24 protein-coding genes are annotated in these 23,233 nt (G+C 62.9%); 14 read left to right on the forward strand and 10 right to left on the reverse strand.

What is annotated here, in order from left to right; genetic code table 11:
- Nucleotides 1-45: 45 nt before the first annotated feature.
- Nucleotides 46-1,425, reverse strand: a complete 1,380-nt coding sequence (locus V1292_RS22710; RefSeq protein ID WP_334374880.1) for a vWA domain-containing protein — start codon at nt 1,423-1,425, stop codon at nt 46-48.
- A gap of 499 nt (nt 1,426-1,924) precedes the next feature.
- On the opposite strand from V1292_RS22710, the gene clpS reads away from it, so the two are divergent.
- A complete protein-coding gene (gene clpS, locus V1292_RS22715) occupies nt 1,925-2,257 on the forward strand; it encodes an ATP-dependent Clp protease adapter ClpS (protein ID WP_028345585.1) in 333 nt (110 codons plus the stop codon).
- A 266-nt stretch (nt 2,258-2,523) separates the two neighbouring features.
- Entirely contained in the window at nt 2,524-4,926 is a 2,403-nt protein-coding gene (clpA, locus tag V1292_RS22720; protein ID WP_334374881.1) for an ATP-dependent Clp protease ATP-binding subunit ClpA, read from the forward strand.
- 83 nt (nt 4,927-5,009) lie between these two features.
- Here the strand turns inward: clpA and V1292_RS22725 are convergent, their stop codons facing one another.
- A complete protein-coding gene (locus V1292_RS22725; RefSeq protein ID WP_334374882.1) occupies nt 5,010-5,366 on the reverse strand; it encodes a PilZ domain-containing protein in 357 nt (118 codons plus the stop codon).
- A gap of 237 nt (nt 5,367-5,603) precedes the next feature.
- On the opposite strand from V1292_RS22725, the gene V1292_RS22730 reads away from it, so the two are divergent.
- The 4 genes from V1292_RS22730 (at nt 5,604) to tsaA (ending at nt 8,415) form a co-directional block, all read left to right on the forward strand.
- Nucleotides 5,604-6,554 carry a transglycosylase SLT domain-containing protein gene (locus tag V1292_RS22730; protein ID WP_442895554.1) on the forward strand — a complete coding sequence of 317 codons (951 nt, stop codon included), beginning with the start codon at nt 5,604-5,606 and terminating at the stop codon, nt 6,552-6,554.
- Between the two features lie 203 nt (nt 6,555-6,757).
- Nucleotides 6,758-7,501, forward strand: a complete 744-nt coding sequence (locus V1292_RS22735) for an AzlC family ABC transporter permease (protein ID WP_334374885.1) — start codon at nt 6,758-6,760, stop codon at nt 7,499-7,501.
- Nucleotides 7,498-7,842, forward strand: a complete 345-nt coding sequence (locus tag V1292_RS22740) for an AzlD domain-containing protein (protein ID WP_334374886.1) — start codon at nt 7,498-7,500, stop codon at nt 7,840-7,842. Before V1292_RS22735 ends, V1292_RS22740 begins: the two co-directional genes overlap by 4 nt.
- Before the next feature lie 81 nt (nt 7,843-7,923).
- Nucleotides 7,924-8,415, forward strand: coding sequence for a tRNA (N6-threonylcarbamoyladenosine(37)-N6)-methyltransferase TrmO (tsaA, locus tag V1292_RS22745; RefSeq protein ID WP_334374888.1), 492 nt, complete (start codon nt 7,924-7,926; stop codon nt 8,413-8,415).
- A gap of 169 nt (nt 8,416-8,584) precedes the next feature.
- On the opposite strand, the gene V1292_RS22750 is transcribed toward tsaA, so the two are convergent.
- The 4 genes from V1292_RS22750 to V1292_RS22765 form a co-directional block, all read right to left on the reverse strand.
- Nucleotides 8,585-9,007: an HIT domain-containing protein gene (locus tag V1292_RS22750; RefSeq protein WP_334374889.1), complete on the reverse strand. Its 423-nt coding sequence runs from the start codon at nt 9,005-9,007 to the stop codon at nt 8,585-8,587.
- 53 nt (nt 9,008-9,060) lie between these two features.
- Nucleotides 9,061-10,299 (reverse strand): GNAT family N-acetyltransferase, encoded by a 1,239-nt coding sequence (locus V1292_RS22755; protein ID WP_334374890.1) that lies wholly within the window; start codon nt 10,297-10,299, stop codon nt 9,061-9,063.
- A 108-nt stretch (nt 10,300-10,407) separates the two neighbouring features.
- A complete protein-coding gene (locus V1292_RS22760; RefSeq protein WP_334374891.1) occupies nt 10,408-11,160 on the reverse strand; it encodes a glycerophosphodiester phosphodiesterase in 753 nt (250 codons plus the stop codon).
- A 15-nt stretch (nt 11,161-11,175) separates the two neighbouring features.
- Nucleotides 11,176-11,643, reverse strand: a complete 468-nt coding sequence (locus V1292_RS22765) for a RidA family protein (protein WP_057845844.1) — start codon at nt 11,641-11,643, stop codon at nt 11,176-11,178.
- A 253-nt stretch (nt 11,644-11,896) separates the two neighbouring features.
- Between V1292_RS22765 and V1292_RS22770 the strand changes: the two genes are divergently transcribed.
- The 5 genes from V1292_RS22770 (at nt 11,897) to V1292_RS22790 (ending at nt 16,803) form a co-directional block, all read left to right on the forward strand.
- The gene (locus V1292_RS22770) at nt 11,897-12,763 is read left to right on the forward strand and encodes a cell envelope integrity EipB family protein (protein WP_334374892.1); all 867 of its coding nucleotides are present in this window, start codon (nt 11,897-11,899) and stop codon (nt 12,761-12,763) included.
- A gap of 457 nt (nt 12,764-13,220) precedes the next feature.
- Complete coding sequence (gene pdhA / locus V1292_RS22775; protein WP_442895627.1) at nt 13,221-14,306, forward strand: pyruvate dehydrogenase (acetyl-transferring) E1 component subunit alpha; 1,086 nt, start codon at nt 13,221-13,223, stop codon at nt 14,304-14,306.
- Nucleotides 14,299-15,279, forward strand: coding sequence for an alpha-ketoacid dehydrogenase subunit beta (locus tag V1292_RS22780; RefSeq protein ID WP_334374894.1), 981 nt, complete (start codon nt 14,299-14,301; stop codon nt 15,277-15,279). Before pdhA ends, V1292_RS22780 begins: the two co-directional genes overlap by 8 nt.
- Before the next feature lie 19 nt (nt 15,280-15,298).
- A complete protein-coding gene (locus tag V1292_RS22785; RefSeq protein WP_334374895.1) occupies nt 15,299-16,411 on the forward strand; it encodes a dihydrolipoamide acetyltransferase family protein in 1,113 nt (370 codons plus the stop codon).
- 98 nt (nt 16,412-16,509) lie between these two features.
- A complete protein-coding gene (locus V1292_RS22790; RefSeq protein ID WP_334374896.1) occupies nt 16,510-16,803 on the forward strand; it encodes a GYD domain-containing protein in 294 nt (97 codons plus the stop codon).
- Nucleotides 16,804-16,937: 134 nt separating this feature from the next.
- On the opposite strand, the gene V1292_RS22795 is transcribed toward V1292_RS22790, so the two are convergent.
- The gene (locus tag V1292_RS22795) at nt 16,938-17,285 is read right to left on the reverse strand and encodes a hypothetical protein (protein WP_334374897.1); all 348 of its coding nucleotides are present in this window, start codon (nt 17,283-17,285) and stop codon (nt 16,938-16,940) included.
- Nucleotides 17,286-17,584: 299 nt separating this feature from the next.
- Between V1292_RS22795 and V1292_RS22800 the strand changes: the two genes are divergently transcribed.
- On the forward strand, nt 17,585-17,986 hold the full coding sequence (locus tag V1292_RS22800; protein ID WP_334374898.1) for a RidA family protein: 402 nt from the start codon (nt 17,585-17,587) through the stop codon (nt 17,984-17,986).
- 101 nt (nt 17,987-18,087) lie between these two features.
- On the opposite strand, the gene V1292_RS22805 is transcribed toward V1292_RS22800, so the two are convergent.
- Complete coding sequence (locus tag V1292_RS22805) at nt 18,088-19,398, reverse strand: DNA polymerase IV (protein WP_334374899.1); 1,311 nt, start codon at nt 19,396-19,398, stop codon at nt 18,088-18,090.
- On the reverse strand, nt 19,395-19,694 hold the full coding sequence (locus V1292_RS22810; protein ID WP_334374900.1) for a DUF3572 domain-containing protein: 300 nt from the start codon (nt 19,692-19,694) through the stop codon (nt 19,395-19,397). Before V1292_RS22810 ends, V1292_RS22805 begins: the two co-directional genes overlap by 4 nt.
- A 228-nt stretch (nt 19,695-19,922) precedes the next feature.
- Between V1292_RS22810 and V1292_RS22815 the strand changes: the two genes are divergently transcribed.
- Together V1292_RS22815 and V1292_RS22820 are read left to right on the forward strand one after the other, a co-directional pair.
- The gene (locus V1292_RS22815) at nt 19,923-20,288 is read left to right on the forward strand and encodes a response regulator (protein ID WP_027538546.1); all 366 of its coding nucleotides are present in this window, start codon (nt 19,923-19,925) and stop codon (nt 20,286-20,288) included.
- A gap of 12 nt (nt 20,289-20,300) precedes the next feature.
- Nucleotides 20,301-21,674, forward strand: coding sequence for a PleD family two-component system response regulator (locus tag V1292_RS22820; protein WP_334374901.1), 1,374 nt, complete (start codon nt 20,301-20,303; stop codon nt 21,672-21,674).
- A 181-nt stretch (nt 21,675-21,855) separates the two neighbouring features.
- Here the strand turns inward: V1292_RS22820 and V1292_RS22825 are convergent, their stop codons facing one another.
- Entirely contained in the window at nt 21,856-23,082 is a 1,227-nt protein-coding gene (locus V1292_RS22825) for a serine hydrolase domain-containing protein (RefSeq protein ID WP_334374902.1), read from the reverse strand.
- Nucleotides 23,083-23,233 lie beyond the last annotated feature (151 nt).

Genomic DNA, 23,233 nt, shown 5'->3' on the forward strand with positions numbered 1-23,233 from the left:
CGGCCGTAACGGCCGGGCTTTTTCTTTCCGTCTCGATTGCGGCGCTTATTTCGCGACGCGCAGCTTGGCCAGCGACTGGCCGATCGATTTGAAGACCGACGCGGTCTGGCCGGCCTCCGTGATGTGATAGAATTTGTTCGCATCGCTGGCGCATTCCTTGAGCACGGCAGACTCCCCATCCCCGCCGGTATCGACCTGGACGGTGTAGATCACGACGTTGTACGGCGCCTTCTTGGCGTTTGCGCACAGGATCTTCTGGCGAGCATCAATCTGCGACGCGTTGTTGTACCAGCGGTTTTGCGTGTTCAGGCCGTCCGACAGCAGGACGATGGCGTCCTGGTACTCATAGTTCGCCGTATCCTTGGGCGGGGCATTGAACGGCGTCACGCTTACGCCGAGCGTCAGCCAGGCCCATGCCATGCCGATGCCCTGGTTGGTATTGCCGGTAGGCTTCAAGTTGCCGATCAACGTCTTGAGCGCCGTCCAGTCGTAACTCATCGGCATGATCGGCGGCATATAGGAGGTGCTGCCCGTCTTGCAGTAGGAGCCATATTCCTCGGCGACGGCCATCGTCGGCGCGTTGGCCGAGGTCGGCGGGGTGTTCTTGGTGTCTTCGTTCTGCTCGCGGTCAGTGACGCAGCCTGTCCATTTGCTTCTGTCCGGCGTCCAGATCTTGCCTTTGTCCTTGCAAGTATCTCTGTCCGTATAATCCGACTTGCTGCACGTGCCCCAATACCTGGTAGCATTCTGAGTGTCCCACAACGACCAGTCGATCCAGCTCTCGTTGACATAGCTGGTGCCAAGGTTGACGTCCTTGGCGAAGGGAATAATCGATATGTACATGTCGCCGGTATTCTTTGCGAGCTTGCTCAATTGATCGACCAGGCTCTTGGCGGCCTCCTGCATCGCCGGCATCTTGCCGTCGTCTTTCATCGAACCCGTCACGTCGAGCGCCATGGCGACGCGCATGCGCACGTTGCCCCAGGCCGAGGTGGAACTGGTAGTGAAGCCCAGGTTCGGGTAACCGGCGACCCGCATGATCGTGGTATCCACGGCGCCGGAGCCGTTGATCAGGATGGTCGAGCCTTTGCCGGAGGTTGGGGTATAGCTTGCCGAGATCGTGATCGATTTGGCTTCCGGGTTGGTATAGAGGGCCTTGAAATACGCGTCTGCCTTCGTCGGGATTTCCGAGGTCGAGATGGTGCCCTCGGTCAGGTCCCTCGCCAGCATCAGCGCAGTCGAATCGAGGGCGGCCTGCATCGAGGTTCGCGCGCTGACAGCGCGCGTGTAATCAACCGCCGCGCCGACGAAAGCCATGATCGGGAGTACCGCGATCCCGAACAGGATCGCGATGTTGCCGTCATTGGCGCCGGCAAACCGGCTTGCCGCCGTGCGAAAGCGACGGAATGCGACTGTATCGAGCATGGCCTCACCGCAAATGTGATTTCTTGCGGGCATTTCCGCCCGGGCCGCTAAACAGGCGGTAAACCGGTTCCGGTAAAAACGGGTCAAAGCCGGTGCACCGCCAGACCGGTCGCCAAAAGCCCCCGGTATGCTCAACGGCGGCTAAACGGGCCGTCGCGGTCCTTTGTCAAATCCGGCAGAAACGATTAACCTTGCTCCGGATAGCCGAGCCGGGAATCGGGCCGGTCGCGGGACGTGGCAGGCAACATCAATGCGCTTGCGGCGATCCGGCGACGGACCCATATTCCAGGTGCCGATCCGGCCAACGGGTCGGACCGGGAGCGGCGATCTGGAATAAGCGTTACTGGGTACCAGGCGGTGGCTTATGTCAGAGCCGATCGCGTGTGGGCCAGGATGCGCTCCGGTCATCCCTTTTGGAATCTCGAACGCCTGAGCCATGTTGCAGCCAACCTTCAAAGCTTGTCCGTCCGTGCCGGCAAAGTCATCTTCTGCTCCCCGAATGAGCAATGACGAGAACCGCAACGCCGGAACCGGCGGTCCATCAACGTCGGTCATCACCAAGGTCAAGCCGAAGACCAAGCGTCCGAACCTCTATCGCGTCCTTATTCTGAACGACGACTACACGCCGATGGAGTTCGTCGTTCATGTGCTGGAGAAGTTCTTCCAGAAGGATGCCGAAGCGGCCACCAAGATCATGCTCCATGTCCATCACCACGGGATCGGTGAGTGCGGCGTGTTCACCTACGAGATTGCCGAGACCAAGGTCACGCAGGTGATGGATTTTGCGCGCAAGCACCAGCACCCACTGCAATGTGTGATGGAAAAAAAATAGCCGCGCGTGGCTCGCGATCCGGCCGGAAATAAGGAACGGGATTGCATTGATCGGTGTTGATGGACGCCGACCGTATTCTCGGCAGTTTTTTCGGGGGAGAGGTCGCGTGCCGCCGCCGTGGTGCCGCGAATTTAGAGGAAAACCACGCTTGCGGAACCGGTCTTTCGCCACGATCGTGTGTAACTATATGACAGGGGATGACGAAGGTTGTTGTTGCCTCACCGGGTAATGGCGATCATGATGACCGGGGACCATAGAGGACGCGAATGCCAACTTTTTCCCAAAGCCTTGAACAATCCCTGCATCGTGCATTGGCGATTGCAAACGAGCGCCATCATCAATATGCGACGCTCGAACATCTTCTGCTGTCGCTGATCGATGACTCGGATGCTGCTGCGGTGATGCGCGCCTGCAGCGTCGATCTCGACAAGCTGCGCACCAGCCTCGTCAATTATCTCGAGACCGAATTCGAAAATCTGGTGACTGACGGAGCCGACGACGCCAAGCCGACGGCCGGTTTCCAGCGCGTGATCCAGCGCGCGGTGATTCACGTCCAGTCTTCGGGGCGCGAGGAAGTGACGGGCGCCAACGTGCTGATCGCGATTTTCGCGGAGCGCGAAAGTCACGCCGCCTATTTCCTGCAGGAGCAGGACATGACGCGGTACGACGCGGTCAACTACATCAGCCATGGCATCGCCAAGCGGCCGGGCGTCTCCGAAGCGCGCCCCGTGCGCGGCGTCGACGAGGAGACCGAGACCAAGGGCAACGAGGACGCCAAGAAGAAGGGCGAAGCGCTCGAGACCTATTGCGTCAACCTCAACAAGAAGGCGCGGGACGGCAAGATCGATCCGGTGATCGGGCGCAATGCCGAGATCAACCGGGCCATCCAGGTGCTGTGCCGCCGGCAGAAGAACAATCCGCTGTTCGTGGGCGAGGCCGGCGTCGGCAAGACCGCGATTGCGGAAGGGCTCGCCAAGCGCATCGTCGATTCCGAAGTGCCGGAAGTGCTCGCCGCCGCCACCGTGTTCTCGCTCGACATGGGTACGCTGCTCGCCGGCACCCGCTACCGCGGCGATTTCGAGGAGCGGCTGAAGCAGGTTTTGAAGGAACTGGAAGCGCATCCGAACGCCATCCTGTTCATCGATGAAATCCACACCGTGATCGGCGCCGGCGCGACCTCCGGCGGCGCGATGGACGCGTCCAACCTGCTGAAGCCGGCGCTGGCTTCCGGCACGATCCGCTGTATGGGTTCGACGACCTACAAGGAATACCGTCAGCATTTCGAGAAGGACCGCGCACTGGTACGCCGGTTCCAGAAGATCGACGTCAACGAGCCGACGGTGGAAGACGCGATTGCGATCCTGAAGGGGTTGAAGCCCTATTTCGAGGATTATCACCGGCTGAAGTACACCAATGAGGCGATCGAGGCGGCGGTGCAGTTGTCGTCGCGCTACATCCACGACCGCAAGCTGCCGGACAAGGCGATCGACGTGATCGACGAGTCGGGCGCGGCGCAGATGCTGGTCGCAGAGAACCGGCGCAAGAAGACGATCGGCATCAAGGAAATCGAGACCACGATCGCGACCATGGCGCGGATTCCGCCCAAGAGCGTATCAAAGAACGATGCCGAGGTGCTGAAGCATCTCGAGCAGACGCTGAAGCGCGTGGTGTTCGGCCAGGACAAGGCGATCGAGTCGCTGTCCGCGTCGATCAAGCTGGCGCGCGCCGGCCTGCGCGAGCCGGAGAAGCCGATCGGCTCATACCTGTTCTCCGGGCCGACCGGCGTCGGCAAGACCGAAGTGGCAAAGCAGCTCGCGGCCTCGCTCGGCGTTGAGTTGCTGCGCTTCGACATGTCCGAATACATGGAGCGGCACACGGTATCGCGCCTGATCGGTGCGCCTCCCGGCTATGTCGGCTTCGACCAGGGCGGCCTCCTGACCGACGGCGTGGACCAGCATCCGCACTGCGTGGTGCTGCTCGACGAAATCGAGAAGGCGCACCCCGATCTCTACAACGTGCTGCTGCAGATCATGGACCACGGCCGGCTGACCGACCACAACGGCAAGCAGGTCAATTTCCGCAACGTGATCCTGATCATGACCACCAACGCGGGCGCCGCCGACCTCGCGCGGCAGGCCTTCGGCTTCACGCGCAACAAGCGGGAAGGCGACGACCACGAGGCGATCAACCGGCAGTTCGCCCCGGAATTCCGCAACCGGCTGGACGCGATCGTCTCGTTCGCCCATCTCAACGCCGACGTGATCGGCATGGTGGTCGAGAAGTTCGTGCTGCAGCTCGAGGCGCAGCTTGCCGATCGCGACGTCACCATCGAGCTGTCCGAGCCCGCCAAGGCCTGGCTGATCGAGCATGGCTATGACGAGCAGATGGGCGCGCGGCCGATGGCGCGGGTGATCCAGGAGCACATCAAGAAGCCGTTGGCGGACGAGGTGCTGTTCGGCCAGCTCAAGGGCGGCGGCCATGTCCGCGTCGTGCTGGTCAAGGACGCCGAGGACAAGGACAAGATCGGGTTCGAGTTTGTCGAGGGTCCGGTCACGCCGAAGCCCGAAAAGCTGCCGGGGGCGCGCAAGCGCAAGCCGAAGTCGGGCGGTCCGAACGGAGGCGGGGGCTCCAAGGGGCCGGCGTCGAAGGGGCCGCTGGTCAAGGTCTGATCGCCGTTCGACCGAGCGACGCGACGAGAGAATGCAAGAAGGCCGGCTCGACAGCCGGCCTTTTTCTTTGGCGTCTTGCAGCTTCAGCGCTCGTTGAGCAACTCGTCGATCCGGCGCTGGAGCTGCCGCTTCTTGATCTCGCTTCTGCGCAGCCGCTCCTCGAGATCGGAGACCGGCTCGGCAGGGCTTTCCGCCCTGAATGCGACGCCGACAAAGTTGTCGCGCCACCAGATGACCCTGGCGAGGAAAGAGCGGCCCTTGCGCGCGATGCGCAACGAGAGCTGCTCTTTCGGCAACTGCACGTCATTGCTGAATTCGATGGTCGCGCCGTGATCGGAGATATTGCGGACGATGCATTCGCGCGTCGCGCCGTATTCGCCGATCTCGGCGACGCCGCCATACATCACCTTGTCGCGCACGCTCTCGCGCCGGTCCTGCATTGAAAGTCTCCCAAAAAAGTGAGGAGACTTTTACCCCGCTTTGTTGCCCGTAAAAGTCCGGCCGCCGCAAAATGCGGCGTTAACGTAAATTAACGTCGGTTCCGATGGCGGGGATTTCGGAGCAATTGCAACGCAAAAAAGGCGGCGCGCAGCGGAAAGGCGGCGGATCCACCTGCAAGCCATGATCGTTTGACTGACGTTTTCACCGCAATGCGCATTCCCGGATTGCGAACTGCCATGCAAAGATATCGGTTTCTTCGCGCCCTATGGTGCACGCTGTGGCTTTTGTCCTCAGTTGCGAACGCCTTCGCCGAGGACGCGGGTGAGGCTACCCGGTCGAGCGCGACAGCTAGCCAAAAGCCGGCCACCGCGCGCGAGAGCGAGGCGCGCGAAGCGATGTGCCTGATGATCGAGTCGGCGGCGAGGGCGTCGGACCTGCCGCTGGAGTTCTTCGCGCGCGTGATCTGGCAGGAGAGCCGCTTTCAGTCGGATGCGGTCGGGCCGGTGACGCGGAGCGGCGCGCGTGCGCAGGGTATTGCGCAGTTCATGCCGGGAACGGCGAACGAACGCGGCCTGCTCGATCCCTTCAATCCCGTGCAGGCGCTGCCGAAGTCGGCCGAGTTTCTCGACGAGCTGCGCAACCAGTTCGGCAATCTCGGGCTCGCCGCCGCGGCGTACAATGCTGGCCCTCGGCGCGTGCAGGAATGGCTGGCCGGCGCCGGCGGGATGCCGCAGGAAACCCGCAGCTACGTGATCGCCATCACTGGTTCGACGGTGGAGGAGTGGGCCGCGGCGGGACGAAGCGGCAAGATGCCGGAGCTAGCCCGGACCTCGAGCTGCCGCGAATTGATGGCGCTTTTGAAACAGGCGCCCAATCCCTTTATCGCCGGGCTGGAGCAGCGCGTGAAGCTCGCCGCCGCGAAGGTGTGGGGCGTGCAGCTCGCCGCCGGCTTTTCCCGCGACAAGGCGCTTGCGATGTATGGGCGCGCGGTCTGGCGCCTTTCGAGCGCGATCGGCAATCGCGACCCCAGCATTCTCGCCTCGCGCCTGCGCAGCCGCGGCCGGGCGACGTTCTACCAGGTGCGCTTCGGCGCCGACACACGCGGCGAGGCCGACGACCTCTGCAACCGCATCCGCAAGGCGGGCGGGGCGTGCTTTGTGCTAAGGAACAGGGGCGTGCCGGGTTGACAATGCTTCTTCCGTCATTCCGGGGCGATGCGAAGCATCGAGCCCGGAATCTCGAGATTCCGGGTCCGGTCCTTCGGACCGTCCCGGAATGACACCGTGCATTTGTCATCCATCGCATAGCCGCCCTGAGCGGAGCTTGGTTGACGCGCCCCGCATTCATCAGCCCTATGCCCGCGACGACTTAAACCTCCATCCGGTCATCCGTGGCGCTGCCTCCGCTCTCTTCTCCCCAATGGAAAAGCCCCATTCGCGCCTTTGCATGGGGCATGAGTTCGGTTGCGTCCACGGTGCTCACGCTGGTGCTGTTTGCGACCTATCTCGGCATCGGCGCGCTGGCCCATGACAGCCATTTCAGCCTCGGCTGGGTGCTCGGCAGCACGCTCCTCGTTTGGGCGGGGCCGGCGCAGATCATCCTGATTTCGACGCTCGGCTCCGGGGCGACCGCGGTGCAGGCGGCGATTGCGGTGACGGTGAGCGCGATCCGGCTGTTTCCGATGGTGGTGTCGGTGTTGCCTCTGATGAAGACGCCCAAGACCAGGCGCCGGCATCTCGTGTTGGCGACGCATTTCATTGCCGTCACGCTTTGGGTCGAATGTTATCGGCTGCTGCCAAAAGTGCCGCGCGAGCGGCGGATTGCGTTCACGCATGGCCTCGGCTGCGGACTCGTCACCGTCTGCATGATCGCGACTACGTTTGGTTATGCACTTGCCGCCAAGCTGCCGCCGCTGTTTGCGGCGGCGATCCTGCTGCTAACGCCGCTGGCGTTCCTGCTGTCGACGGCGCGCAACTGCAAGCAGGTATCGGATGTGCTGGCGCTGGTGCTGGGGCTTTCGTTGTTTCCGCTGGTGTCGATGCTGCATACCGGCGTCGATATCCTGATCAGCGGCGTCACCGCCGGCAGCATTGCCTACGGCGTGCACTGGTGGCGGGAGAGGGCGCGCGCATGAGCGAGTTTTTCGGCAGCCCGCACGCGCTGTTGCTCCTCGTGCTTGCAGGTTTCCTGCCCAACGAGATCTGGCGGATGGCCGGGCTGTGGTTCGGCGCCGGCGTCGACGAGGGCTCGGAAGTCCTGGTGTGGGTGCGGGCGGTGGCGACTGCCATTCTCGCCGGCGTCATCGCGCAAATCCTGGTGCAGCCGCCGGGCGCGCTGGCCGGCGTGCCGGATTGGCTGCGCTATGGCGCAGTCGCCGCAGGCTTTGCGGTGTTCATGTTGACGCGACGCTCGATCTTTGCCGGCGTGGTCTCTGGCGAGATCATCCTTCTGGCCGGGAAATGGTGGCTTGGTTGATTGCATGGCCCATAATCCGGTACTGTCCCGCCCGACAAGAAAAGTTGCACGCGATCCGTGCCCATCTCACTGGATTAGGCAATGGTTCAGGATACCAAGCTCCGCGAGGGCGAAGTTACCGTCGACATGCCGGCAGCCCGCGATGCCGGGCTGGTCTTCATCGGCCGCATCCGCACGCCCTGGAAGTCACGGCTGGAGACGCCGCGACAGGGCCGCCACGACGGCCCGGTCTGCCGGCTCGAGATTTTCGAGCCCTGGGTGCCCGCGATCAAGGGCGTCGACTTCTATGAAAATCTCGAAGTGATCTATTGGCTGCATCACTCGCGCCGCGATCTCGTGCTGCAGAGCCCGAAGAATAACCAGAAAACCCGCGGCACCTTCTCGCTACGCTCGCCGGTGCGGCCGAATCCGATCGGCACCTCGATCGTGAAGTTCGTCGGCGTCGAAGACAACGTCATCCTGGTGCGCGGCCTCGACTGTCTCGACGAGACGCCGCTGCTCGACGTCAAGCCCGACCGCTGCGAGTTCTCGCCGCTGGCACCTCCGCAGCCGGGGGATTTCCAGACGGAGTAGGGTTCACCCGCCCCTTGAGGGGGCGGGTCGACGCGCGTGCAACGCGCGGCGGGGCGGGGTGAAGGTCTCTCCACGTCCGACAGCGTTCGTGTCGATAGACCGTCACCCCGCCCCGGCACGCATCTTGCGATGCGTGCCGACCCGCCCCCTCAAGGGGCGGGTGAAGGGATCACCCCAGCGCTGCCATCAGCTTGGTCGCGTTGTCTTCCAGCACCTTCACATCTTCCTTGCGGCTTGCGGGCGGCAGTAGCGCCACGCCATCGTGGCGCGGCATGATGTGCATGTGCAAATGAAACACGACCTGCCCGCCGGCGGGCTCGTTGAATTGCTGTACGGTGATGCCGTCGGCCTTGAACGCCTTCATCGCGGCGGCGGCGATCTTGTGGGCAGCGCGCGCGACATGGGCGTAATCGTCGGGCGTGATGTCGAGGATGTTGCGGGCAGGGACTTTTGGAATCACCAGCGTGTGGCCCGGCGAACGCGGCATGATGTCGAGGAACGCCAGCACGTGGTCGTCCTCATAAACCTTGTGGCAGGGAAATTCGCCGCGCAGGATTTTTGCGAAGGGGTTGTTGACGTCGTAGGCGGGCATGGGCTTCTTCCCTCAAGGTTTGATCTCAAATCTCACGTCGCCAGCTCAACCGGTCAAGTCTCGTCGGCGGCCTTGCGGAACGGGCCGGCTTCGGTCAGTTCCCGTCCGACCTCCGCGACATAGGCGCGCTCGCGCTTCAGATAGTCGGCAATCGCGCGGCGCAAATCGGGATCGGCGATGAAATGCGCGGAATAGGTGGTTTGCGGCAGGTAACCGCGGGCCAGTTTGTGCTCGCCCTGCGCGCCGGCCTCCACGACCTTCAGGCCGCGCTCGATCGCAAAATCGATCGCCTGATAGTAGCAGACCTCGAAATGCAGGAACGGGTGATGCTCGACCGCGCCCCAATTGCGGCCGAACAGTGTGTCCGAGCCGATAAAATTGATAGCACCTGCGATCCAGCGGCCGTTGCGCTTGGCCATCACCAGGAGCACGTCGCGGCTCATGCTCTCGCCGATCAGCGAGAAGAATTTTCGTGTGAGATAGGGGCGACCCCATTTGCGCGAGCCGGTCTCCATATAGAACGCGAAGAACGCATCCCACGCGTCCTCGGTGATATCGGCTCCAGTCAAGCGGTGGATGGTGATGCCGGCGGCCACCGCCTCGCGTCGCTCGCGCTTGATCGCCTTGCGGTGGCGCGAATTCAGCGAGGTGAGAAAATCCTCGAAAGTCCCATAGCCCTCGTTGTGCCAGTGAAACTGCTGGTCGTTCCGTTGCAGGAAGCCATGCTGACCCAACAACTTCGCTTCCGCCTCGCGGGCAAAGGTCACATGCACGGAGGAGGCGTTGGTCGCGTTGCACAGCGCCATTAGCCCGCGCGCCAGCGCCGAGCCGATCTGTTTGCGGTCGACGCCGTCGCGGACCAGAAGTCGGGGGCCGGTGGCAGGCGTGAACGGCACCGAGACCTGCAGTTTGGGATAATAACGTCCACCGGCGCGCTCATAAGCATCCGCCCAGCCGCGGTCGAAGACATACTCGCCTTGCGAATGGGCTTTCAGATAGCACGGCACGACGCCGACGATCTCGCCGTTGAGCCGTGCCAGCAGATGCCGGGGGCCCCAGCCCGTGCGGGCGCAGGCCGAGCCGGAAGCCTCGGCGGCAGCAAAAAATGCGTGGGAAACGAAGGGGTTATAGGCCGGCTTTGCAGCGGCGCAGGAGCCGTTCCGCGCAGCCAGCGTGTCCAGGTTTTCGAGGCCGTTCGGGTCGCCCGCCGGATTTGCGCAGGCGTCCCAATCCGCAGCTTTGATGTCGCTGACGGAGGGGACGGCTTCGAGGGTGATTTCGGATGATGCCATCTAGAAATTCAAACCGGTCCCATCATGCGATCAGCCAGCGCGCATGGCGACCAACGCCCTGCAAAGATCGTGCATCGGGCAGGCGAGTTCAAGGTGGCGCTGACAGCATCAGGTTCCCGGCAGGAACCCCTCGAAGATCATCTGGTCGGCGTAGCGTGCCGCCTGCGCACGCTGCTCCGGTGTACGCACGGTCCAGGCCAACAACGGCAGGCCTAAGACGTTGCGGGCGATCCAGGGCGCGGCCGCGGGCAGCTCATTCACCGAATAGGCAACGAAATGCGGCCGGGTGCGAAAAGCGTGGCGCAGATGCGTCATGCCGCGGCGCTGCTCCGCTGACGCTTCCGGCCACTCCTCGGCGGTATAGTCGTGCTCGGCTACGATGCCGCGGGCGCGGCCAGGGATCAGTTCGCGCAACGCCACCACCTGATCCGGATCGAAGGACATCCCAACCGCCGGGCCGTCATAAGAGGCGAGCACCTTTGCCATCCGTTTCACCAGCCGGCGGTCGCCGTCGAAATGGCTTTTCACCTCGATCACCAGCGGCACGCGGCCGGCGACCAGCGCGCAGAGATCGCCGAGCGTCATCATCCGTTCCGGCGTATCCTTGAAATTGACGGCCTTGAGTTCGGCCGCGGTCATACCGAGCAACGCGCCGGAACCGTCGGTGAGGCGGCCGAGCGCATTGTCGTGATGGACCATCGCCTCGCCGTCGGACGAAAGCTGGATGTCGCATTCGATGGCGAAATTGCCGTCGACGGCGGCCTGCGCGGCCGCCGGCATGTTTTCGACGATGCCACGCGAAATATCATGCAGGCCGCGATGAGCGACCGGCCTTGCCGTCAGCCAGTCCGGCGCGCGCACGAGAGCCGCTCCGCTTCAGGACACTTCGAAGATCGCGTCGACCTCGACGGCGGCATCCGAGGGGAGCGAAGCGACGCCGACCGTGGTGCGGGCGTGCCGGCCCTTGTCGCCAAACGCAGTGACCATCAGGTCGGAGGCGCCGTTGAGCACCTTGGGTCCGTCGAGAAAATCTGGCGCGGAATTGATGAAGCCGCCGAGCCTGACCACGCGGACGACCTTGTCGAGATCGCCGAGCGCCGCCTTGACCTGGGCCAGCAGGTTGACGCCACAGCCCTGCGCCGCGGCGTATCCCTGTTCGATCGTGACGCCGGCCCCGAGCTTGCCCTTGGCGATCAGCTTGCCTTCGGCGTTGGCGCAGACCTGGCCGGAGACGAACAGCAGGTTTCCCGAGCGCACGAAGCCGACATAGTTCGCCATGGGGGTGCGCGGCTCGTTCAGGACGATGCCTTGTGCCGCCAGCTTCTGTTCGACCGTACCCGCCATGTTTGCATCCCCGCTTGATGTGACCGTTCCTGACCTGCGGTCAGGCGCGCATTGTTTCGCGCATCGCGCTTTGTCTTGCAAGCGACGGTGGAGCTTCCGTCCAGCATGGCGATCGAGGCGGATCGTGCCCGAAAATGCCAAAAAACGGCGCGCCTCGGCCTCGAATTCTTGCGTTTTCGTGGCACCGCCCTAGTTGCGGCGCAATGGGCCCGTCACTAATGTAATCGAATCTCCCTCGAGGAAAAAACAGAACATGGCTAGCTCGTTCCCGATTCCGGTTCGTGCTTTGGTATTTTCGGCTGCTGCCACCTTGCTCTCAGGCTTCACAAACGGTCCGGCGCTGGCTGGCGCCAGCGGGCCATTTCTCGCCCACCAGGCGATGTATGAATTGAAGCTGGTCAAGTCGCGCGGATCCAATGCGATATCGGGTGCGCGCGGGCGCATTCTCTACAATTTTTCAGGTAGCGCCTGCGAGGGCTACACCTCCGAATTCCGCCAGGTGTCCGAACTTGACAGCGGCGAGGGCAGGCTGACGCTGAGCGACCTTCGCTCGCATTCCTGGGAAGATGCCGCCGGCAAGAGCTATCGCTTCAAGATCGACACCCGCATGAACGATACCGACTCCGCGCCGGTCGACGGCGTGGCGGAACGGGTCGGCGACCGCATCACGGTCAAGCTGAAACAGCCGGTTGCGAAGACGTTCGAGCTCGACGGCAAGGTCGTGTTCCCGACCGAACAGATCCAGCACATCATCGCCGCCGCGCGCGCGGGCAAGTCGGTGCTGGAGCTGATGGTCTATGACGGCTCGGATAATGGCGAGAAGGTCTACAACACGCTGTCGGTGATCGGGAAGCCGATCCCGGGCACCCAAAGCATTGCAACGCCCGATCCCTCGACCGCCAACGACCAGATGAAGGCGCTGACCCGCTGGCCCGTCACCGTGAGCTATTACGACCGCGACGCCAAGGCGAAAGACGGCGAGCAGACGCCGGTTTACGCGATGTCGTTCGAGCTGTTTGAGAACGGCGTCTCCCGCGCGCTGGTGCTCGATTACAACGATTTCGTGATTGCCGGCGCCATGGGGCGGTTCGACGTCAGGGATTCCAAACCCTGCAAGTGACGGCACCCTGAAAACGGTCGCGCCCGAAGATCGCGCGGGCGTCTCACACTTTGACTTGATGTCACCCGCGCGTGAAGTCGCCGGGCTTCAATCCGAGCGCTTTGACAGCCGGCGCCGGAAGCGGCCCCCAAGCCTCGACCCTTTCATTTGGGGCCATCATTGCTGCGATGATTGCCTCGGCCTTTGCCGGATCCCGTTCAGCCACATAGTAGACCGAGCGAACGGGTGCACCGCCTCCCAACGGTTCAGTCGTTACGAGGACAACCTGACCATCTGCCATGGTTTGATATACCACTGACGCGGTGTCATTTCCACGATGGGCCGCCCCCGCGAGCCCGCGCTGCAGCAACGGCCATACAAGATGGGCGCTCCCATCTTGTATTGTTCCGGCCCAGCACCAATTACGAATTGTGGGATGCAGAATCGCTCTGGGAGCGAGGACGTGGCCAGCAAAAAAATGACAGACGGAGGACTTCCCGTCATCGCGCGCTTTGAGGTGCGCCACCGCAATTACCTCGCGCCAGACGGCTCGATTAACCGACCGCTCCCTGCATTCGCCTCCGATGCCAACCTCATCACCGCGCTCTATCGAGCGATGCTGCTGCTGCGCAACTTTGACCGAAAGGCTGTAGCGTTGCAGCGCACCGGCCGGCTCGGGACGTACGCCGTTTCGCTCGGCCAGGAGGCGGTGTCGGTCGGGATAGCCAGCGCGATGCGCGCAGAGGACGTCCTGTTGCCCTCCTATCGCGACAATGGCGCGCTGATCTGGCGTGGCGTCAAGCTGGAGGAGATCCTGCTGTTCTGGGGAGGGGACGAGCGAGGCAATCAATTCTCCGGACCGGTCGAGGATTTCCCGTTTTGCGTTCCCGTGGGATCGCAGGCGCCGCATGCCGCCGGCGTTGCCTATGCCTTCAAGCTTCGCAAGCAGCCGCGTGTCGCCGTATGCATGTTCGGCGATGGCGCCACTTCGAAGGGTGATGTCTACGAAGCCATGAATTTTGCCGGGGTGCATAAATTGCCGGTCGTGTTCGTCGCCACCAACAATCAATGGGCTATTTCCGTCCCGTTACGACTACAGACCGGTTGCGAAACGCTGGCGCAGAAAGCCATCGCCGCCGGCTTCATCGGCGAGCAAGTGGACGGCAGCGATGTTGTGGCGATGCGCGCCGCGGCCGAAGACGCCATTGCCGCCGCCCGTGAGGGCCAGGGCCCGCGCTTCATCGAGGCGGTCACCTACCGGCTCGGCGATCATACGACCTCCGATGACGCGTTACGCTATCGCTCGGCTGACGAAGTCCAGGCCCGTTGGAAAGAAGAGCCGATTGCGCGCCTCAGGAACTATCTCGTGAGCCAAAAAATGTGGAGCAAGGCTGAGGAGGAACGGCTTGCCGCGGAGTGCCATGAGCGCGTCGAGGCGGCGGTCGAGCGCTACCTGGCAACGGAGCCGCGCCGACCCGAAGCCATGTTCGATCATCTCTATGCCGAGCTGCCCGAGACGTACGCCGCGCAGCGCCGCCAACTCGCGGGAGAGGGCGATGCCTGAAATGACGTTGGTCGAGGCCGTCAATCTGGCGCTCGCCCGCGCGATGGAGGATGACCCTGATGTCGTCGTGCTTGGCGAAGATGTCGGCATCAACGGCGGCGTCTTCCGCGCAACCGTTGGCCTGCAAACGCGCTTCGGCCCGGAGCGGGTCCTCGATACGCCGCTTGCCGAACTCCTGATCAGCGGGCTCTGTGTCGGCATGGCGGCGCAGGGGGTGAAGCCCGTCGGCGAGATCCAGTTCATGGGGTTTCTGTATCCCTGCATCGATCAACTGGTGAACCACGCCTCCCGATTCCGTAACCGCACCCAGGGGCGGCTCACCTGTCCAATGGTTCTGCGGACGCCGCATGGCGCCGGCATTCGCGCGCCGGAGCATCATTCGGAAAGCACCGAGGCGATGCTCGCCCATATCCCAGGCCTGCGCGTTGTCATTCCTTCGTCGCCGGAGCGCGCATACGGACTGCTGCTCGCCGCGATCCGCGATCCCGATCCGGTGGTGTTTCTGGAGCCGACCCGCATCTATCGCGCGGCGAAAGGTGAGGTGGAAGATAACGGTGAGGCTTTGCCGCTGGATGTCGCCTTTGTCCTGCGGGAGGGCCGCGACGTCACGCTGATTAGCTGGGGTGCGATGCTGAAGGAAACCATGGCGGCGGCCGACGCGCTGGCTGCCGACGGCATCGCCGCCGAGGTCATCGATCTCGCCACGCTCAAGCCTTACGATGAGGCCACGGTGCTCGGTTCGGTCGCAAAAACAGGGCGGTGTGTCATCGTGCACGAGGCGACACGCACCGGCGGATTCGGAGGCGAGATCGCGGCGCTGATCGCCGAGCGCGCTCTGACCTCTCTGCTCGCACCTGTAGCCCGCGTCACAGGCTACGACACGATCGTTCCGATGGCGCGGCTTGAGCAACACATGATGCCGTCGGTCGATCGTATCGTCACGGCCGCGCGCAAAGCGTGCCAGTTCAGTTGATTGCCAGCGGGTTTATCCCATGCGCCAGTTCGTATTGCCGGATCTGGGAGAGGGTCTCGAAGAGGCGGAGATTGTGAACTGGTATGTCAACGAAGGCGATCACGTCGTTACCGATCAGCCACTGGTTTCGGTCGAGACCGACAAAGCCGTCGTCGAGGTGCCGTCACCGTCGAGCGGACGCATCCTGCACCTGTTTGGCGCCAAGGGAGATGTGGTGAAGGTAGGCGCGCCGCTTGTCGAGTTTGCCGAAGGCCCCGAGCAAGACACCGGCACCATTGTCGGCGAACTTGGCGCTGGCGAGCCGCCGCCGGCGGCAGCGGCACCTTCCGGGCCAGCGGCTGGACAGAAAGCCCAGGTGAAAGCGCAAGTGTTTCCGGCGGTGCGCGCGCTCGCCCGCAAGCTCGATGTCGACCTCGATCTGATCGAAGCCACGGGACCCGGCGGCACCATCACGCGTGCGGATGTGGAACGGGCTGCCAAGGGCTTGTCCCATACCGGACCTGCCGAACCGTTGCGCGGTTTGCGGCGCGCGATGGCTCAGCGCATGACCACGGCGCATGCCGAGATCGTCCCGGCTGGCGTTACCGACGAGGCCGATATCGACGATTGGCGAACCGGCGAGGACGTGACGATCCGACTGGTGCGCGCGATCGCTGTCGCCTGCAAGACGGAGCCTTCGCTCAATGCCTGGTACAATTCCGACGCCGGTGAACGGCGTCTGATCGACCGTATCGATCTCGGCATCGCCGTCGATACCGGGGGTGGTCTCATCGTTCCTGTGTTGCGCAATGTCGCCGAGCGGGACGTATCTGACCTGCGAACCGGGCTTGACCGGATGCGGGCGGACGCGGTCGCGCGCTCGATACCTCCGGGAGAACTGCGCGGAGCGACGATTACGCTGTCGAATTTCGGAATGATCGGAGGCCGCTTCGCCAGCCTGATCGTGGTACCGCCGCAAGTGGCGATCATAGGCGCCGGCCGGATTACCCAAGGGGTGGTCGCCTATCGAGGCCAGCCGGCGGTGAGGCGCGTGCTGCCGTTGTCGCTTACCTTCGATCATCGCGTCGTGACAGGCGGCGAAGCCGCTCGCTTCCTGGTAGCGCTCAAAGCGGACCTTGAGCAGTTTTCGTGAGACAGCCGTGCGCAGGGCATCCACGAGCGCTGATCTATGGATGGCCGCGAACAGTCACCAGGAGGTTCGGTTAAGCCCGACAATCAGGGAGAGCCAGGATGGTAACTTACGTCGTGCTCGCCAACTTCACCGATCAGGGAGTCCGGAGCGCAAAGGACTCGCCGAAACGGGCAGAGGCTTTCAAGAAAATGGCCGAGACCTTCGGAATTACGGTAAAGGAGCTGTTCTGGACGCAGGGACGCTACGACATTGTGACGATCCTCGATGCGCCGGATGAATTTTCCGCCATGACGCTTAGCTTGAGCCTCGCCGCCTTGGGCAATGTTCGCACCGAGTCGTTGCGAGCCTTCTCGGTGGAGGACATGACCAAGGTCGTCGGCAAGATGCTCTGACAGCCGCTGCACAAGTCGGCCGTCTCTTGAAACCGAGGGCTGGCTTTTGCCGTCATGCCATGAGGATGGGCCTGTTGCGCGCTCGGAAAGACGCCGCGCTGGTAACGACGGCGAGGCTCTCATCACGATCTGCGTCAGGGACTTGGCGACTTCTGCTCGACTTCCTGAGCAGGGGGCTGCTCCGAAAGTGCCGCTTGACGGTCATACTCCTCAGGTTCGAACTGTTCCTTGAAGATCGCTCGCAGCAACCGCCAGAGTTCACGGTGGCCCGCGGTTTGACCGCCTTGCGACAGATACTCCGCGATATCCATTACGTCCGTTCTATAGTCCGCCGCCCCGCGAATACGCGGATCCATGTAGGTCCACTCATGTTCGACGTACAAGCGCTTGGTGTCGGTGTCGAAGACCAGGTTCCAAAGATCCAGCTCGGTGGTTTCCGGGCCTTTGACCAGCCGATGCAACTCCCGTTTTAAGATGGCCATGTTCCGTTCCTTCCGCGCAGGGTTTCGTGGAACGCATCCGGGCCTGTGGGGCTCCCTGCAAATTGGAGACTTAATAGAAATCTGATCATTCCTTGCCGGTTCAAGACCGCATAGTTGAGTATCTTGCTTTGAGGGTGGGCAAATTCGGCGTCAGGGATTCCAAGCCCTGCAATTAAGGAGGCTCGTCCTCGGGGCAGGCCTTGGGACGCGTGCTGCGCATCCTGCGATAACGAGTCTGGTCGAGAGCACCCGACCCGGATACGCTTCGGACGAACCATGCACGTTAGGGAGGCGCAAAGATGAGCAAGCTCGAAAAACTTCGGCCAAGCGGACTTCACCACAATCCGGCCTACTCCCACGTCGTCGTCGCTTCGGGCGCGCGCACGATCTACATCGCGGGCCAGGTGTCCACCGACGAGGAGGGGCGGGTGGTCGGCGAGGGTGACCTGGCCGCGCAGACGACGCAGGTGATGCAGAATATTGGCCTGGCGCTGAAAGCGGCCGGTGCGAGTTACGCTGACATCGTGAAGATCACCACCTTCGTCGTCGGCTATAAACCGGAGCTCCGTCCGATCATCGGCAAGGCGCGCTCGGTCTTCTTTGAAGGCATGGAGCCGCCGGCGAGCACGCTCGTCGGTGTAACGGCGCTCGCGGCCCTTGAATGGTTGATCGAGATTGAGGCAGTGGCCGTCGTCGATTGAGGTCGTCATTGCGAGCGCAGCGAAGCAATCCATGGCGCGGCATAACGGCTAGATGGATTGCTTCGTCGCTTTGCTCCTCGCAATGACGGGGAGAGAGCGGTCTACTCTTCCTCCTCGTCCTCTTCCTTCGCCGGTCCCTGATACGCAATGCCGCGGATCACGGCGGCATTGCCGAACTTCTTCCTTAAGTCATCCATCGCGCGCTCGGCGTGGGCCGAGCGGCGGTCGAGCATGTCGATGTCATCGGCCCGCGATCCCTCGCGCAGCGCGCTGACGCCTGTGCCCATCAGGCGGAAGGCGGTGCCGTCGATCTCCTTGGCCAGCATTTCGCGCGACACCGCAAAGATCTTCGCGGCGAGCTGGGTTGGCGCTTGAATCGATTGCGAGCGGGTACGCTGCCTGAAATCGGCGGTCTTCAGCTTCAGCGTGATGGTGAGGCCTGCAAGATTGCCGTTCTTCAGCCGGGACGACACCTTTTCCGACAGCCGCCACAACAGCCGTTCCAGCGTGGCGAAATCGCGGATGTCGTTTTCGAACGTGGTTTCGCTCGATATCGTCTTGGCGCCGCGGTCGGGGACCACGCTGCGGTCGTCGATGCCGCGCGCCAGCCGCCACAGCCGGCGGCCTTCGCCGCCGAACTGCTTCATCAGCTCGACCTCGTCGGCACGCTGCAGGTCCGCAATGATGCGAAACCCCCGCTGCAGCAGCTTGTCCTGGGTCGCGGGACCGACGCCGTAGATGAAGCCGACCGGCTTGTCGGCGAGCATCTCGCGGGCCTCAATCTGGTCGAGGGCGGCAAAGCCGCGCGGCTTGTCGAGATCGGAGGCGATCTTGGCCAGGAACTTGTTGCAGGACAGGCCGACGGAAACCGTGATGCCGATGTCGCGCTCGACCTCGCGGGCAAAGCGCGCCAGCACTTTTGCGGGGATCATGCCGTGAACACGCTGCGTGCCGGAAAGATCGAGAAACGCCTCGTCGATCGAGAGCGGTTCCACCAGCGGCGTCAGCGTCTGCATGGCATGCCGCACCTCGCGGCCGACGCGGACATATTTGGCCATGTTTGGCGGGATCACGGCCGCCTGGGGGCAGAGCGCCAGCGCCTTGAACATCGGCATCGCTGAGCGCACGCCATAGGTCCGCGCGACATAACAGGCAGCCGAAACCACGCCGCGCTTGCCGCCGCCGATGATTACGGGCTTGTCGGCAAGTTCCGGATTGTCGCGCTTCTCCACCGTGGCGTAGAACGCGTCGCAATCGATATGCGCCAGCGTCAGCGAGGGCAGGGCGTGGTGGCGGACCAGGCGCGGGGAACCGCATTCATTGCATCGCCTTGCCTTGATATCGAGGTCGCCGAGGCAATCCCGGCAGAACGCGCGCGGACCATCTAAGAAGGTTGGCGCCTGCGCGCTCACGGCACGTCGCGCTCCCAATGCGGATCGCCCAGCACCTGGCGCGCGGCGGCGATATTGGTCGGGTGCAGTTGCGAGGCGCTCGCAAATGCCTTCACCGTGGCGTCGTCCCGCATCACAAAATCCAGCACCGAGGCCAGAAATTGCGGGTCGGTAGCGGCCGTGCGCAGCGTCTCCGGACCGATGCCGGTTTCAGCCAGGAACAGGCCGAGCCGCTCGGGATCGCCGGCGATGAAACTCAGCGCCTGAACCGCAACGATTTCAGCCACTTCGCGAGGGTTGTGAACAGACTTTTTCAATAGATCGTTTGCCTTTCCGTTAACTTATGGTCTCTAATTTGGGAACCATCATGCCCGAGTCTGCGGAGTGTGTTCAACAATCGGGCCGCTTCGTAAAAGTTGGCGCATCGATTTAACGGCTTAGAGCGAATCTGGCGCTAGTTTGATTTCACTTTTCGACAGGGGGCGGCGTCGGAGCAAGACGTGCCGAAAGGCCGGACTTGTTTCCTGGGATGAGGGAGGGACGGGATGGCGAAAACCGTCCTGATCGTGGAGGACAACGAGCTCAATATGAAGCTCTTTCGCGATCTGTTGGAAGCGCATGGCTATCAAACCTCCGGCACCAGCAATGGTTTTGAGGCGCTCGATCTCGTCCGCAAGCTGCGCCCTGATCTGATCCTGATGGATATCCAGCTTCCGCAGGTGTCGGGCCTCGAAGTGACGCGCTGGATCAAGGACGATCCGGAGTTGCGCGCCATTCCGGTGGTTGCCGTCACCGCGTTTGCGATGAAGGGCGATGAAGAGCGCATTCGCGAAGGCGGCTGCGAGGCGTATCTGTCCAAACCAATTTCCGTCGGCAAGTTTATTGAAACCGTACGGCGTTTTATCGGGTAGGGGTGAGTTTCGATGTCTGCGCGTATCCTTGTCGTCGATGACGTTCCCGCGAACGTCAAGCTGCTGGAAGCCCGGCTGTCGGCCGAATATTTCGACGTGCTGACCGCTTCCAACGGCGCCGAGGCGCTCGACCTCTGTTCGCGCTCCGAATGCGACATCATCCTGCTCGACGTCATGATGCCGGACATGGACGGTTTCGAGGTCTGTCGCCGGCTGAAATCCAACCCCGCGACCCATTTCATTCCCGTCGTGATCGTCACCGCGCTTGACAGCCCGTCCGATCGCGTCCGCGGGCTGGAAGCCGGGGCCGACGATTTTCTCACCAAGCCGGTATCCGACATCGTTCTGATCGCGCGCGTTCGGTCACTGACGCGGCTGAAGATGATGACCGATGAGCTGCGCATGCGCGCCATCACCTCGCTCGAGATCGGCATGGAAGCGCCCGAGCGCAGCGCGATTGCCGACAAGGGCGTCGGCGGGCGGATCCTGCTTGTCGACGACCGGCCGTCGTCCTACGAGCGGTTGGCGCCGATCCTTGCCGCCGAGCACACCGTCGACGTCGAAATCAATCCGGCGGAAGCGCTGTTTCACGCCGCTGACGGCAATTACGATTTGCTGATCGTCTCTCTCAGCCTGGAGAATTACGACGGCCTGCGGCTGTGCAGCCAGGCGCGCTCGCTGGAGCGCACCCGCCAGTTGCCCATTCTCGCCATCTCCGACGCCGACAACAATGCGAGACTGCTGCGTGGCCTCGAAATCGGCGTCAACGATTATCTCCTGCGTCCCGTCGACAAGAACGAACTGCTGGCGCGGGCGCGCACCCAAATCCGCAAGCGACGCTATACCGACCATCTGCGCGACAACGTGCAGAACTCGATCGAAATGGCGATCACCGACGCACTGACCGGGCTGCACAACCGCCGCTACATGGAAAGCCATCTCTCGACGCTCGTCGAACAGGCCTCGAGCCGCGGCAAGCCGCTCGCTCTGATGATCCTCGACATCGACTTCTTCAAATCCATCAACGACACCTACGGCCACGACGCCGGCGACGACGTGTTGCGCGAGTTCGCCGTGCGTATCCGCAAGTCGATCCGCGGCATCGATCTCGCCTGCCGCTATGGCGGCGAGGAATTCGTCATCGTGATGCCGGAAACCGACCTGACCGTCGCCGGCATGGTTGCTGAGCGCCTGCGCCGCTCGATCGCCAGCGAAACCTTTGCCGTCAACAAGGGCACCAAGCGGATCGACGTCACGATCTCGATCGGCCTGGCGACGCTGGACCACAAGGGCGAGCCGGTCGCTGACGTGCTCAAGCGCGCCGACACCGCGCTCTATCGCGCCAAGCACGACGGACGGAACCGGGTGGTCTCGGCGGCGGCGTAGGCGATGGCGCGCAGTTGCTCCACCGGTCGTCATACCCCGCGCAGGCGGGGTATCCAGTACGCCGCGGCTTCTCCGCTCAACAACTAGCGTCTCCGGGATACTGGATCACCCGCCGGAGCCTGTCATCGGGCGCGCATTCGCGCGACCCGTTGGCGGGTGACGACAGCCGTTGTGTGGATGCTTACGCGGATGCCCGCATTTCTTCGCGGCCCTGCTTCACCGCCTCATACGCCAGCCGCTTGAACTCGAACGAGAACGGATGGACGAACGACATCTGGCGCTGCGCCATCATCACGCCGGCCATGTTGCGCTTCGGCGAGATCCACCATTGGGTGCCGGCGACGCCGCCCCAATAGAGTTCACCTGCGGCATCCGGGTGATCGAACGCCGAAGGCGTCACGATCAATCCGCCGGCCAAGCTAAACGCCTTGCCGGGCTGCTCTCCCATCAACGCAAAGCGGATCCACTGACCCTCGGGCAATTGGTTGGTCAGCATCAGCGCAATCGTTTCGGGCTTGAGCAGGGTCGGCCCGCCGGGCAGCAGGCTTCGGATCAGCGCGACCATGTCGGGCAGGGTTGAAACCAGGCCGCCGCCGCCGCTCAGTCTTGCGATCGGGCGCAGATAAGCGCCGGGGAAGGGCGAGTTGTCGGTTCTGGTCAATCCCGGCTTCATCGGCTCCATCAGGTCCGCACCGGCGTAATAGGCGACGAGCCGGCCCTGATCCTTTTCCGGCACGATGAAGCCGGTATCGACCATGCCGAGCGGGTCGAGAATGCGCGCCTGGATGAACTTGTCGAAACTCTGGCCGCTGATGACTTCGACCAGCCGCCCCAGCACGTCGGTGGCTAGCGAATATTCCCACGACGTGCCGGGCTGATAGATCAGCGGCAGGCCGGCCAGCACGTCCACCATGTCGGCCAGCGTCGTCATCGGATTGTGGACGCCGCGCTCGTTAAGCGCCTGGTAGATGGCGGTGCCGGGATCGAAGAAGCCGTAGCTCAGGCCGGAGCTGTGGCTGAGCAACTGACGGATGGTGATCGAGCTTTTTGCAGGCTCGGTATCGTCAAGCGAGCTGGCGCCGGGTCGCAGTACTTGGCGATTTCCGAGCTGCGGAATGAACTTTTCGATGGCGTCGTCGAGCCTGAGTTTACCTTCCTCGAATAGCAAGAGCACGGCGCAGGAGGTGATCAGCTTGGTGTTGGAGAAGACGCGGAAGATGTGATCGGTGCGGAGCGGCGTCTGCGCTTCCTTGTCGGCCCAGCCGACGCAATTCACGTCGACGAGGTCGCGCCCGACCATGACCGCCCAGGAAATGCCTGACAGCAGGTTGTTGTCGATATAGCGCTGCATGGCCGCGCGTGCTGGTTTGAAGTCGTAACCGTTTGCGGTCACTTTCAGGTCTTCCATTTTCGCTCCCACTTATCGCCGCTTTCTCTGACGTCGTCCCTGCGAACGCAGGACCCATAACCACCGATGCTGCTTGTAGCAAAGGTGACTACCACATCGGCGCATTGAAAAGCCACGGCGTATGGGTCCCTGCGTTCGCAGGGACGACGGT

Source organism: Bradyrhizobium sp. AZCC 1719, assembly GCF_036924525.1.
Lineage (GTDB): Bacteria > Pseudomonadota > Alphaproteobacteria > Rhizobiales > Xanthobacteraceae > Bradyrhizobium.